Genomic DNA, 13,470 nt, shown 5'->3' with positions numbered 1-13,470 from the left:
ACTGTTTTCTCATGAAAAAATTTGTTTTTGTTGCACCTGAATTTCATTCTATTCCCCCAAACTATGCCGCCGCAGTAGAGTGGTGGATTTATAACGTAGCCAAAATCAGTCAGGCTGATAATTTAATTATTTGTAAAGGGGAAAGAACAGAGGAAACAGTAGAGAAAATCAGTGAATATGCCACCATTCACAGAATACACACGAGTGCAATCTATAAACGTTTTTTTAGAAAGTGGTCTCGCTTAGATCCTTACCCTTATGCCAAAAGGGTGATAGATATTGTTATGCGTTATCACAGTCCAGATGATGAGAGGCCGATTCTGATCATTCAAAATTCTATTGCACTTTATAATTCTTTGAAGCAATTTTACCCAGAAAAACTGATGGTACTTCATCTGCATAACAAACATAAAGTGGTTGATTTAGGGTCTGAAACAAAGCTCATTACGCCAAGTCATTTTTTAGCTGATTTTTTTCGTTCAGAAGCGAAGATTGAGAATATCAAAGTAGTTCCGAATGGTATTGATAAGGAATTATATAAACAGGGAGTTAGCTGGAAAAGAGACCGTTTTGGACTAAGAAGTGACGAAACCGTCATCTTGTATGCTGGCCGATTAGATAAGGGTAAAGGTGTTATTGAACTCATGGATGCAGTCAATTTGCTGCACAAAAAAGATCAAAATATCAAGCTGCTTTTGATTGGTGATCATACAACGGTTAAAAAAGGCGAACGCGAAGATTACCGGAAAAAAGTGTTGGATAAAGCCGCAAAAATGGCTGATAGCTGTATTCTTGCAGGGAGTATACCGCCGGCAGAGATGCACCAAGTATATCCACTGGCTGATTTAACGGTGGTTCCCTCATTGGGAGAAGAAGCCTTTTGTATGGTCGCCCTGGAGTCAATGGCATGTGGTGTATCCGTTTTGGTCAGCCCCAGAGGAGGAATAAAAGAGTTTGTGATCCCCGAAAGTATGGGATTTTTACTGCAAGAACCCTTGTCTCCAGAAAGCATTGCCAAAGATATTTCGGATACGTTGTTGCAAGATAATTTAAACATGGTTGCTGAACATGCCAAAGAAACAGTAATAAGCCAATACGATTGGCGTAATGTCAGTGTGTCTTTATCAAAAGCGTTAGCTGAGTGGTTTTAACTATTTTAGCGTCATTTTGGGCTATCCAAAAAATTGAATAGCCCTCAGGGCAGTTAAGCTTTATTCCATCTTTTTGAGCACAATGCGGCCAGTAAGCCAAGGTAAATCCCCAAAATGTTCAAATGAACACTTTCAAAGTTCCCTCTGACAATAAAATATCCAAAGAAAGAGATAAGTAAGATTAGCCCAGCTTGCTTATTGCAGCCGGTGCTTGTGTTCCACTCTTGAACCGATTGTTTCAGATAAAAGTAGATTAAAAATAAAAAGGCGCCTATCCCCAATAGGCCGGCAGAAAACCAAATTGTCAGGAAAATATTATGAGGCCCCAAGGAAGTTTGATATGTCCAATCAGGGTAATTTTTAGCGCTCTCATTATAAATCTGGTCATAGATCTTGTTGCCAGCACCATAGCCTTTGATAGGATTTTCCAGAATTAAGGTAAGTGCTGAACCTTGTGTTCCATTGCTATATCGGTGACTGCTATCAGTTTGCTCCAGCTTGTAAGTCAAAGCAGAACCCTTACCAAGGTAATCAGATTTGATAGCAAATATGGCGGCGCAGATAAAAACAATGCTGGCAATGAACGTTTTCCAATTTTTATTCATGATTATCATCATGAAAAACATCACAAAAACGGCGAGCCATGCCCCTCTGGAAAGCGTTCCCAGTAACACAAAGAGTACGGATAAGATAAGTAACGTTGTCAGTACCAAGCGAACATAATTTTGGGGTTTTTGAAAATGCCAAAGAGCCACTAGTGCGGGAAAGAAGAAGACAATGCCATCTGACACACTGCGGTGATTATAGTTGGTGAATGGCATGATATTGTTCTGATAATCCAGATAAAACAGGTACATTTCTTTCAGCGTAATGAATGACAACCCAAGCAGAAAGGAACCCATAATCATTTTCTGGATTTTAAGTGTATCCGTATGACTTAATGCTAATGTAATGATGATACTGGAGAGAACGACATCTCTGAAAAAAGGTGTTTTTATTTCACTGAAACTAAGTATGGGATCAGGTGAAATAACAATCGAATAGAGATAAGCCAAAGTTAATATTCCCAAAGCCAGTACGATATTGTTCTTCAACGCAGAGAGGCAGCCTTTGGGGTTTTTAATAAGAAAATAGAGTGCGATTAATGCTATCAATGCAAAGAAGAGGTTTTTATAACGCGTGATGCCTGTTACATAAACAAATGCGATGTAACCACCGACGAAAAAAGTACCCCAAGACAAGTGATTTTTGATAGTTTCTTTAAACATGGCCTTACCAGAATGGAAAATGGATTTCTGGCTGGTATTTTGTACCATTTTCACCAGACAGGCACGAATAAAAATACGATGTTACCTGTTGTCGTTCTGGGTAACGCCTTTTTCCCCTTGGGAGGCGGGACTGATGTCGTTGGCAATCACCCTGCTGGGATTTATGGGGGGATTATGTATGTCGGCGATTAAACGAGACAGTGGAGTGAAGGATTTTGGTGGAATAATTGCAGGTCACGGTGGAGTGTTGGATAGAATCGACTCACTTTGCTTTGCCGCCCCTATATTTTTCTATCTGACGCGCTATTTTTATACCTAAGACAGAATAACCGAAAGGTGGTAGTCATGAGTATAAATTATGGGCGATGGGTCAGTTCCGCTGCGTTGGCGGCAACGGTACTGGCGAGTGTATTGTTGATCGTGAAAATTTTTGCCTGGTGGTTGACGGGATCGGTGAGTTTATTGGCGGCGCTGGTGGATTCATTGGTTGATCTGGCTGCGTCTTTGACGAATTTTTTTGTTGTGCGCTATTCACTTCAACCTGCTGATGACGAACACACTTTTGGGCATGGTAAGGCTGAATCACTGGCGGCTTTGGCGCAAAGTATGTTTATTTCCGGTTCGGCAATTTTTTTGTTTTTGACGGGCTTCCAGCATCTTTATTCCCCCCAGCCACTGGAACATGCGGCGATAGGCATATGGGTCATTGTCATTGCTCTGATTTCCACGTTATGTTTAGTCACGTTCCAGAAATGGGTGATCAGTAAAACGCAAAGTCAGGCGATCCGTGCGGATATGTTGCATTATAAGTCCGATCTATTGATGAATGGGGCAATTTTGCTGGCGTTGCTTTTGAGCCTGTATGGTTTTAAACGTGCGGATGCAATCTTTGCCTTGGGTATTGGAGTCACTATCCTCTATAGTGCGTTACGGATGGGCTATGATGCTGTACAGTCTTTACTTGATCGCGCCTTGCCAGATGAAGAGCGACAGGAGATTATTGATATCATCCAAAATTATCCAGGTATAGCGGGTGGGCATGATCTGCGAACCCGTCAATCTGGCCCGACGCGTTTCATTCAGTTCCATCTGGAGATAGCTGATAATTTGCCACTAGTGCAAGCGCATGCTTTGGCCGAAGGGATTGAAAATAAATTGCGGAGTAGATTTCCCGGTGCCGATATTATTATTCACCAAGATCCTTGCTCTGTCGTGTCTGAAGAGCATAAAAACCGCTGGGATTGAAGGGGAATTTATTCATAATCAAAAGAACATCAAAAAACAGGCATAATCTTGATGCAGACTGGGTGTTTTTCCGTATTATAGTTAGAGTTGAATCAATTCAGCTAATGCAGTGACAATCAGGTTTTTCAAATATTATATCTACAAGTCAGAGGTCATCATGATCAACAAGATTAAAAGAATCGGAGTCTTAACGAGTGGCGGTGATGCGCCTGGCATGAACGCCGCTATTCGTGGTGTTGTTCGTGCCGCTTTAACCGAAGGGTTGGAAGTTTATGGCATTTATGATGGCTATCTGGGGTTGTATGAAAACCGCATGAAAAAGCTTGATCGCTTTAGTGTTTCCGACATGATTAACCGTGGTGGTACGTTCTTGGGTTCAGCCCGCTTCCCAGAGTTTAGGGATGATAAGGTTCGGGAAATTGCTATTGAAAACATGCACAAAAATGGGATTGATGCGTTGGTGGTGATTGGAGGAGACGGCTCTTATTTAGGCGCGAAAAAGCTGACCGAAGCGGGTTTCCCTTGCATCGGTTTGCCTGGAACCATTGACAACGATGTTGCGGGTACAGATTACACCATTGGTTATTTCACCGCGCTGGAAACGGTGGTTGAAGCGATTGACCGCTTGCGCGATACGTCAACTTCCCATAAACGAATTTCGATTGTTGAAGTGATGGGGCGTTATTGTGGTGATTTGACCTTATCAGCGGCAATCGCGGGGGGATGTGAATTTATTGTTCTGCCTGAAAATGAAGTTCCATTTGATCGTGAGGAATTGCTGGCTGAAATTCAGGTTGGGATTGAAAAAGGCAAGCGTCACGCGATTGTTGCTATCACTGAGCATGTCTGTGATGTCGCTGAACTGGCGAAATATATTGAGACAGAAACCCACCATGAAACCCGTGCGACGGTATTAGGGCATATCCAGCGTGGCGGTGCGCCTGTTGCTTATGACCGCATTCTGGCTTCCCGTATGGGGGCGTATTCTGTTCAACTCCTGCTGGAAGGACACGGCGGTCGTTGTGTTGGTATCCAGAACGAGAAACTTGTTCATCACGATATTATTGATGCGGTGCAAAATATGCAGCGTGTCTTTAAGAAAGAGTGGCTGGAAACCGCGAAGAAGCTCTACTAATCCTTTCCTACCGGTAAGATCCTCTTTTGGAGACAGCCATATGATTTGGCTGTCCCGTTCCTCATATTCTTCTTATGCATAAGCAGAAATTTAAAATTATTTCTGCGTTATAACGCTTTCTGTCAGTTTTTATGGAGAAATCATAATAACTTAGAGGAAATATTATCGTGGATGCAAGGGGTATAAATAGAGGCCCAAAATGGGCAATGACAAAAGAGTATGTGGTATCGACGTTAGTCTTGGTGGCGTTGGCGATGACACTGATGACTAACAGTGCATGGGCAAAAGAGCGGCAATTATTGAACGTCTCGTATGATCCAACGCGTGAATTTTACCAGCAATATGATGAGGCATTCCGCGAATACTGGCATAACAAAACGGGGGATGATGTAAAAATCCGTCAATCACATGGCGGTTCCGGTAAGCAGGCAACTTCCGTTATTAATGGTCTTCAGGCGGATGTTGTGACGCTGGCCTTGGCTTATGATGTCAATGCCATTGCAGAGCATGGACGCATTGATAAGAATTGGATTCAGCGTCTACCGGATAATTCAGCACCTTATACATCAACCATTGTCTTTTTAGTGAGAAAAGGAAATCCTAAACAGATTAAGGATTGGTCGGATTTGATTCGCCCGGATGTTGCAGTGGTTACGCCGAATCCAAAAACCTCCGGTGGAGCACGTTGGAATTATCTGGCTGCCTGGGGATATGGCCTGGCGCATAACAATCAGGATCAGACTAAAGCCAAAGAATTCGTGAAAGCACTTTATAAAAATGTTGAAGTGCTGGATTCCGGCGCCCGCGGTGCAACGAATACGTTTGTGGAGCGCGGCATTGGCGATGTATTGATTGCCTGGGAAAATGAAGCCTTATTGGCAATTAATGTGTTGGACAAAGGTAAGTTTGAAATTGTGACGCCCGGCATTTCTATTCTGGCAGAGCCAACGGTTTCTGTTGTCGATAAGGTGGTTGATAAACGAGGAACACGCGAACTGGCAACCGAATATCTGAAATATCTTTATTCTCCGGTTGGGCAGGAGATTGCCGCCAGGAACTATTATCGTCCTCGTGATAAAGCAATCGCAGAAAAATACCGCGCGGTTTTTCCTGATTTGACGCTTTTTACGATTGATGAGGTCTTTGGTGGCTGGGATAACGCCCAGAAAGCGCATTTTGCCACAGGCGGAACTTTTGACGACATTATCCGACGTTAATTATTGAGCCGATTGGGGATGAATTGAATAGTCAGAATTAAGTGAGAAACAACCGCCACAAATAGAGCTTTGTGGCGGTTAACTTATTAAAAAATTAAGATTTTTTCGCTTCTGCGGCGGCTTTCACGATAACCGCAAACGCATCGGCTTTCAGTGATGCACCACCGACCAAAGCGCCGTCGATATCCGGCTGGGTGAACAGCTCTGCTGCATTGCTGGCGTTAACCGAGCCACCATATTGAATAATGACCTGTTCAGCGATAGCGGCATCTTGTTTTGCAATATGGTCGCGGATAAATTTATGCACGGCCTGAGCCTGAGCCGGCGTTGCAGATTTGCCGGTGCCGATTGCCCAAACTGGCTCATAAGCAATAACCGTCTCTTTGAATGCTTCGGCACCCAGCGTGTTCAGAACGGCATCGATTTGGCGTGCGCAGACGGATTCAGTCTGACCGGCTTCATTCTCTTGCTCAGTTTCGCCAATGCACAGAACAGGTATCAGGCCTTGCTCTTTCAGAATAGCGAATTTCTCCGCGATGAATTCGTCGCTCTCTTTGTGGTAAGTACGGCGCTCAGAATGACCGATAATGATATATTTGGCCCCGACGTCTTTCAGCATTTCTGCGGATGTTTCGCCAGTGAAGGCACCCGAAAGATTGACACCAACATTTTGCGCACCCAGGGCGATACGGCTACCCGCCAGGGCATTTTTTGCCAGAGAAACATAAACTGTTGGTGGTGCAATAGCGACGCCACAGCCGTCAACGTTGCTCAGTTCTTTACGCAGGCCTGCAATCAGGTCGTTAACCATGTGGGTACTGCCATTTAATTTCCAGTTACCCATAACTAATGGATGTCGCATATTTTTCCCTCCAACCAGAAAATAATCAAATTGCGAAATGAATGAATACTCGTTCTTTGGATGACATTATGGTGATGTCATTCCCCTGTAAGCGGAATCCCGACAGTATAAAGATCATCAACGCGAATAGCTCTGCGCTGTGTCACTAATTTTCATTTGCTGCTGTGTCAGATAACGATAGCTTAATCGGTTCAATTGCGAAGGTCATTATATTTTCGTGGCTGTTTACGATGATATAGCGCATTGCTCCCATTTTTTGACTGAAAGCCGGGCGGTTTTCTGCTGCCCGCAATAGCCTTTCCAATTGAAACCGAGATTGTTCAGCGGAAAGCGTCGGTTCGAATTGGCTGATCAGGGCCGTGATATATTGTTTTGCCAGTATACGGTTTCGTTCATTTTGTTGTTCACTTTGTGATGGCAGCAAGGTAAGTTGCAGGCTTTTAATCTTTTCGCTGCCTCGTTCCAGTACCGCTGAAGAGTAAATATTGTCATTGATTTTACTGGCGGCGCGGATAAAAGGCTGAGAAATATCTTTGCTTGCAATCACCCGATATTCGTACAAGGGAATGTCGGGGTGTCTTTTGTTATATTTTTCCCGAAAGGCAGGGATGGTTTCTTCGAAAGTCGGGGAATCCGGCAGCAGGTAGACTAACGGTGAGTTTATTTCTGGTGTGACAGAAAGCTTATCGGCAGAGGCTGATAATGGCAAACCGATGCCAAAAACGATTAATATGGCCATCAGAAATTTATTCATGCCTGTTTTCATCTTATTACTCACTGAGTTAAATCCTGGAAAAACAGCATCCACAATTGGAAAAGAGTACATGACATTACAACAATGGGGATTTTCATTCAAAGGCCGAATTGGACGACGAGAGTTTTGGATCGGTATCGGAATTTGTTTCGCCTTGATCTTTATACTCCTGACACTGCATGGAATGAATGTTCTCCCCATGAATTATGCAGCGGTTGGGGTTGCTTTGCTATGGTATCCGACCACGGCGATTTTTTCGAAACGCCTGCATGACCGGAATAAACGTGGTGGCTGGGTGTTGTTAATTGCACTGGCCTGGGTATTGCTGTCGCTGGACTGGAGTGCAATGGCACCAATATGGCAGTGGGGAATTGGTCGTTTTGTCCCGACACTGATTTTTGTCATGATGATATTAGATTGTGGTGTATTCCGTGGTACGGAAGGCACCAATCGTTTTGGTGAGATGGCAGAAACGGTTGATTATATTTCTGCCAAGGAAAACTGATTACCAGTATTGCTCGCTGGTGATATGGCCGGGTTTACGGCGCAGATGTTTTGCCATATTACGCTGCTCTTTTAATAGTTGTTGGGTATCCCTGACCATCTGGGGATTCCCGCACAGCATGACATGGCTGTTTTCTGCCTGAATGGGTAAGCCGACAGCCGATTCCAATTCGCCATTTTCAATTAATGCCGGAATTCTGCCCACGCATGAATCAGGCCATTTTTCCCGGCTGACGATGGTCTGTATTCGCAGCTTACCCTGAAATTTTTTCTCTAATTCCTGCATCATAGGTAAATAACTTAAACCCGTTCCCCATCTGGCGGCATGAACCAAAACGATATTTTCGAATCGTTCCAGATCCGTTCCTTGCTGGAGAATGGAAAGATAAGGCCCAATGGCGGTTCCGGTGGAAAGCATCCAGAGAGTTTGGCAGTCGGGGATTTCATCAAGAACAAAAAAACCCGCCGCTTGCTCTGTTACCAGCAATTCATCACCGGTTTTTAGTGCAGCTAATCGGGAGCTGAGTTTTCCTTCAGGCACGGACACCAAATAAAATTCCAGATTATTGTCATCGGGAGCGTTGACGTAAGAGTAAGCCCGTTGGATGCGCTCTCCTTCAACTTCCAGTGCAAGTTTTGCAAATTGCCCGGCGGTGAATTTTTCTATTGGTGCATGAACGTTGATGCTGAAAAGCGAATCTGTCCAGTTGGTTATGTCAGTAACTTTTCCTGTAACCCAATTTGCCATTACGATTAACCTCTCTACACGAATTGATGATTTTTTGTAACGATTCTACGTGATTACTTGAGATAGCATTATCGATTACGTGTTACAGTTCGATTAACTGGATTTTTGCCAATTTTATGGTTTGATATGTACATTTTTATTGACATATCCAGATAATATATCTGTAATTTTTTCTTCGTGTAAAATTGTATACTGCAAAGAAAAAATATAGATTTACCAAGAGGATCATATCTAATGAAGTCAATTCATCAGGTTCTTTATTAAGAGCTTGGGGGTTCACTACGGCTGTTTGCAATGAGTGATTGCTTTATGGGTTATTGTTTTCAATGGGTGATTGAATAAAGCGCGATGAGAAAAATAGAACACTTTAATTTATTGTTGATGTTAATTGCCCTGGCCGCTGTAGGGCAGATGACGCAAACAATCTACGTGCCAGTTATTGCTGATATGGCAAGTGATCTTAATAAGCCTGCGGGAGAAGTTCAGCAGGTAATGGCGGCATACCTGTTTTCTTACGGGTTTTCACAACTTTTTTATGGGCCACTATCTGACAAGGTGGGACGCCGTCCTGTGATTTTGGTGGGCATGTCGATTTATTTGGTGGCGACAATATGTGCTTTTTTTGCTCCAAACTTGTTGGTACTGGTGATTGCGAGTGCATTACAGGGATTGGGCACCGGGGTCGCAGGTGTGATGGTGCGTACCATGCCGCGAGATTTATATACTGGACTGACGTTGCGTTATGCCAATAGCTTGCTGAATATGGCTATATTGGTTAGCCCTCTGGTCGCTCCCATGATTGGTGGGATGGTTGCCTACTATTTTGGTTGGCGCTCCTGTTACTTGTTTCTATTGATGCTAGGGGCTGTTGTTGCCTTCTTACTGGTCCGGCATTTACCGGAGACGCGTCCCACAGGGACTGCACATAGCACGATGCTGATCTCTTTCCACCAATTACTCTCGCAGGGTTCTTTTGTCTCTTACCTGATCATGTTGGTGGGAGGGTTGGCTGGGATTGCCGTTTTTGAAGCCAGTAGCGGTGTGTTGATGGGCGCTGTTTTGGGATTGGATAGCCTAACAGTCAGTATTTTGTTTATTCTGCCAATTCCGGCAGCGTTTTTTGGGGCATGGTATGCGGGGCGTGAAGGGAAAACATTTTATCGGCTGATGTGGCGCTCTGTGAGCTGTTGCTTGCTGGCGGGGATCTTGATGTGGTTGCCCGGTTGGTTTGGCATCATGAATATCTGGACTTTGTTGATACCGGCCGCATTATTCTTTTTTGGTGCAGGTATGTTGTTCCCACTGGCGACGACGGGAGCGATGGAACCCTTCCCTTATCTGGCAGGAGCCGCAGGTGCTTTGGTCGGGGGATTGCAAAATGTAGGTTCAGGTATGGCAACGTGGCTGTCGGCGATGCTACCGCAAAATAGCCAATTTAGTGTTGGGATGTTGATGTTTTCCATGTCATTGCTGATCCTATTTTGTTGGCTGCCCGTTTCCCAGCAGTTCCAGAGTCAGAAACATACGATTTTGTAAAATGGATAAACCACGGTGTTTTAAAAAGGCCCTGGCAAAGTACATAAAATGTCAGAATGCCGGAGCCTTTAATTGGCTATATTTCGCGGTTAGGCGCGATCTTCCCACTCTTGGGCACGGGCGACGGCTTTTTTCCAGCCATTGTATTTATGGTTGCGTTCAGTCGTTTCGATACTTGGACGGAATTCTTTTTCGACTACTGCCTTACTTTTCACTTCATCCAGATCCCGCCAGAAGCCGACGGCTAAACCCGCAAGGAAAGCCGCGCCTAACGCTGTGCTCTCACGTATTTCAGGACGTTCCACACGCGTACCGAGAATATCGGACTGGAACTGCATCAGGAAGTTGTTGGCGACAGCACCGCCATCGACGCGCAGGGCTTGCAGACGTGAACCCGCATCAGCCTGCATAGCGTCCAATACATCGCGGGTTTGGTAAGCGATGGATTCCAATGTAGCACGAATAATATGGTTGCTATTGGCACCACGGGTCAGGCCAAAAATAGCGCCACGGGCGTAAGGGTCCCAATATGGTGCGCCAAGGCCAGTAAAGGCGGGCACAACGTAAACACCATTGCTGTCTTTGACTTTGGTTGCGAAGTATTCTGAATCTGTGGCATCCGCAATGAGTTTCAGTTCATCACGCAGCCATTGAATGGATGCTCCTCCAACAAATACTGCGCCTTCCAGTGCATAATTGACTTCACCGCGTGGACCACAGCAAATAGTTGTCAACAGGCCATGATTGGAACGGACGGCGTCTTTACCTGTGTTCATCAGTAAGAAGCAGCCAGTGCCGTAAGTATTTTTTGCCATTCCAGCGTGTACACACAATTGCCCATACAAAGCGGCTTGTTGGTCGCCTGCGATACCCGCAATAGGAATGCGGGTGCCGCCTTTACCGCCGATATTGGTTTGGCCATAGATCTCCGAGGACGCAGCCACTTTAGGCAGCATAACGCGAGGTATGCCCAACTCTTCAAGGATTTTTTGATCCCATTCCAGATTATGGATATTAAACAGCATGGTACGGGAGGCATTGGTGTAATCGGTCACATGTACACGTCCCTGAGTCATTTTCCAGACCAGCCATGTATCGACTGTACCGAATAAAAGTTCACCATTTTCAGCGCGTTGACGGGCACCTTCGATATTGTCCAAAATCCATTTTATTTTCGTACCGGAGAAGTAAGGGTCAATCACCAAACCGGTATTGTGGCGGATATATTCTTCCAGACCCTCTTTCTGTTTCAGTTTGGTACAAATATCTGCTGTCCGGCGGCATTGCCATACGATCGCGTTATAAATGGGTTTACCGGTTTCTTTTTCCCAGACAATGGTTGTTTCTCGTTGGTTTGTAATACCAATGCTGGCAATTTGATCAGAGCGAATATCGGCTTTTGCCAGTACTTCCACTAAGGTAGAGCTTTGGCTTGCCCAGATTTCCATTGGATCATGCTCTACCCAGCCTGGCTTGGGATAGATTTGTGGGAATTCACGCTGTGAGATGCAGACAATATTGGCATCGTGATCAAGTACAACGGCGCGTGAACTGGTCGTGCCCTGATCCAGAGCAACAATATATTTTTTTTCTGTAGTATTTTCTGTTGTCATAACTATTAACCTGGTTTTATGTATTTTAAATCTCGCGTGGTAAATGGCGAGTAATCAGCTGGCGGTAGCCAAAAGCACCTAAAATCGCGCCAACGATAGGCGCCACTAATGGAACAAGGCAATAAGGAATATCTCGGCCCCCAGTGAGGGCAATGTCTCCCCAGCCAGTCAAGTAAGCAACTAATTTGGGACCGAAATCACGGGCTGGATTCAGGGCAAATCCGGTCAGTGGGCCAAACGCGCCACCGATAACTGCAATAAGGATCCCAATTAACAAAGGGGCCAAAGGTCCTCGTGGGATACCATTGCCATCATCGGTCAGGGACAGGATCAGGCATAACAGAACGGCGGCGATAATAACTTCAACGATAAATGCATGAAATACGGAGAGCTGGGCCGCTGGATAAGTGGAGAAAACTCCTGCCGTAAAGAGACTTTCCTGCGAGCCGCGCACGATGTTATGAACTTGCTCATAATCGAGGAAAAGGTTGTAATACATCATGTAGATGATGAGTGCTGCGACAAAGCCACCAAGCATTTGGGCAATGAGGTAAGGCAGCACTTTTTTTCTGTCAAAGTTGGCAAATAGGCATAACGCAATGGTCACTGCGGGGTTAAGATGTGCGCCTGAAATTCCGGCAGTGAGATAAACTGCCAGCGCGACGCCAAAGCCCCAGATAATGCTGATTTCCCATAAGCCCAGTTGTGCTCCGGCGATTCGGGCAGCAGCAACGCAGCCTAAGCCAAAAAAAACGAGCAACGCAGTACCGAGAAATTCGGAAATGCATTGACCTGATAATGTTGGAGTTGTGGTCTGGCTCATTTCTATATCCTATATCCAATAACAAAGTACAGGGGGAGAGTGATTAATTATGAGTCCTTTTTTATGTATTAAGAGAAAGGTGCCTGTGAATTTATCGTTAATGCGCGTAAACGAGAAATAGCGAAATTGAAATCTGCGTGTTGCGTCAACAAAATGAGCGAATTCGCATTTATTTGCAGTTTTATTGAGCCTGGAAATGTGATCTTACAGACATTTGGGTTTGGTCGTTATATTTCGCGTTATGCCGCACATTGCAAGGATGAAACTAGACAGACGTCAATAGGCTAAATACAATCAATAACATTGCTTACAAGAGGGGCCCCAGAATGTCATTTGAAGTTTTTGAGAAGCTAGAATCTAAAGTTCAGCAGGCGATTGATACCATCACTTTGCTGCAAATGGAAATTGAAGAATTAAAAGAAAAGAATGCAGTCTTATCTCAGGATGTCCAGAATATGGCAGATAGCCGTGATGCTCTGGTACGTGAAAATGAGCAGCTCAAACAAGAACAATCGGCATGGCAAGAACGCTTACGCACTCTGTTGGGTAAGATGGAAGATGTACAATAAGGTATCCAATGGATTAGCTGAAAAAGGGCGATAATTGCGCCCTTT

The 13,470-nt window shown here is 44.7% G+C and carries 13 protein-coding genes and 1 pseudogene; 8 read left to right on the top strand and 6 right to left on the bottom strand.

What is annotated here, in order from left to right; genetic code table 11:
• Positions 1-11 precede the first annotated feature (11 nt).
• Positions 12-1,151, top strand: a complete 1,140-nt coding sequence (locus tag AAY47_RS08045) for a glycosyltransferase (RefSeq protein WP_053014231.1) — start codon at positions 12-14, stop codon at positions 1,149-1,151.
• Between the two features lie 53 nt (positions 1,152-1,204).
• Here the strand turns inward: AAY47_RS08045 and rfaL are convergent, their stop codons facing one another.
• Positions 1,205-2,467, bottom strand: coding sequence for an O-antigen ligase RfaL (gene rfaL / locus AAY47_RS08040; RefSeq protein ID WP_053014230.1), 1,263 nt, complete (start codon positions 2,465-2,467; stop codon positions 1,205-1,207).
• Positions 2,468-2,513: 46 nt separating this feature from the next.
• On the opposite strand from rfaL, the pseudogene AAY47_RS08035 reads away from it, so the two are divergent.
• The 4 genes and pseudogenes from AAY47_RS08035 to AAY47_RS08020 form a co-directional block, all read left to right on the top strand.
• A pseudogene (locus AAY47_RS08035) lies at positions 2,514-2,738 on the top strand (phosphatidate cytidylyltransferase); the annotation flags it as partial.
• A gap of 26 nt (positions 2,739-2,764) precedes the next feature.
• Positions 2,765-3,664, top strand: coding sequence for a CDF family cation-efflux transporter FieF (fieF, locus tag AAY47_RS08030; protein ID WP_047768638.1), 900 nt, complete (start codon positions 2,765-2,767; stop codon positions 3,662-3,664).
• A 157-nt stretch (positions 3,665-3,821) separates the two neighbouring features.
• A complete protein-coding gene (pfkA, locus tag AAY47_RS08025; protein WP_047768636.1) occupies positions 3,822-4,799 on the top strand; it encodes a 6-phosphofructokinase in 978 nt (325 codons plus the stop codon).
• A gap of 206 nt (positions 4,800-5,005) precedes the next feature.
• On the top strand, positions 5,006-6,016 hold the full coding sequence (locus AAY47_RS08020) for a sulfate ABC transporter substrate-binding protein (protein ID WP_047768634.1): 1,011 nt from the start codon (positions 5,006-5,008) through the stop codon (positions 6,014-6,016).
• A 94-nt stretch (positions 6,017-6,110) separates the two neighbouring features.
• Here the strand turns inward: AAY47_RS08020 and tpiA are convergent, their stop codons facing one another.
• Together tpiA and AAY47_RS08010 are read right to left on the bottom strand one after the other, a co-directional pair.
• Positions 6,111-6,878 (bottom strand): triose-phosphate isomerase, encoded by a 768-nt coding sequence (tpiA, locus tag AAY47_RS08015; protein WP_047768632.1) that lies wholly within the window; start codon positions 6,876-6,878, stop codon positions 6,111-6,113.
• A gap of 145 nt (positions 6,879-7,023) precedes the next feature.
• A complete protein-coding gene (locus tag AAY47_RS08010; RefSeq protein ID WP_235428318.1) occupies positions 7,024-7,656 on the bottom strand; it encodes a DUF1454 family protein in 633 nt (210 codons plus the stop codon).
• Between the two features lie 46 nt (positions 7,657-7,702).
• Here AAY47_RS08010 and AAY47_RS08005 point away from each other — a divergent pair, with 46 nt between their 5' ends.
• A complete protein-coding gene (locus tag AAY47_RS08005) occupies positions 7,703-8,137 on the top strand; it encodes a DUF805 domain-containing protein (RefSeq protein ID WP_047768631.1) in 435 nt (144 codons plus the stop codon).
• On the opposite strand, the gene fpr is transcribed toward AAY47_RS08005, so the two are convergent.
• Positions 8,138-8,884, bottom strand: coding sequence for a ferredoxin--NADP(+) reductase (gene fpr / locus AAY47_RS08000; protein WP_047768630.1), 747 nt, complete (start codon positions 8,882-8,884; stop codon positions 8,138-8,140).
• Between the two features lie 348 nt (positions 8,885-9,232).
• On the opposite strand from fpr, the gene emrD reads away from it, so the two are divergent.
• Positions 9,233-10,420: a multidrug efflux MFS transporter EmrD gene (emrD, locus tag AAY47_RS07995; protein ID WP_047768629.1), complete on the top strand. Its 1,188-nt coding sequence runs from the start codon at positions 9,233-9,235 to the stop codon at positions 10,418-10,420.
• An 89-nt stretch (positions 10,421-10,509) separates the two neighbouring features.
• Here emrD and glpK read toward each other — a convergent pair whose 3' ends face one another.
• Together glpK and AAY47_RS07985 are read right to left on the bottom strand one after the other, a co-directional pair.
• Positions 10,510-12,033, bottom strand: a complete 1,524-nt coding sequence (glpK, locus tag AAY47_RS07990; protein WP_047768627.1) for a glycerol kinase GlpK — start codon at positions 12,031-12,033, stop codon at positions 10,510-10,512.
• 25 nt (positions 12,034-12,058) lie between these two features.
• On the bottom strand, positions 12,059-12,856 hold the full coding sequence (locus AAY47_RS07985; RefSeq protein ID WP_047768625.1) for an MIP/aquaporin family protein: 798 nt from the start codon (positions 12,854-12,856) through the stop codon (positions 12,059-12,061).
• A 326-nt stretch (positions 12,857-13,182) separates the two neighbouring features.
• Between AAY47_RS07985 and zapB the strand changes: the two genes are divergently transcribed.
• Positions 13,183-13,425, top strand: a complete 243-nt coding sequence (zapB, locus tag AAY47_RS07980; RefSeq protein ID WP_047768623.1) for a cell division protein ZapB — start codon at positions 13,183-13,185, stop codon at positions 13,423-13,425.
• The last annotated feature ends 45 nt before the right edge of the window (positions 13,426-13,470 follow it).

Origin of the sequence: Xenorhabdus griffiniae (assembly GCF_001028135.1) — a bacterium.
GTDB lineage: Bacteria > Pseudomonadota > Gammaproteobacteria > Enterobacterales > Enterobacteriaceae > Xenorhabdus > Xenorhabdus bakwenae.
This window is presented reverse-complemented; position numbering and strand designations above follow the sequence as displayed.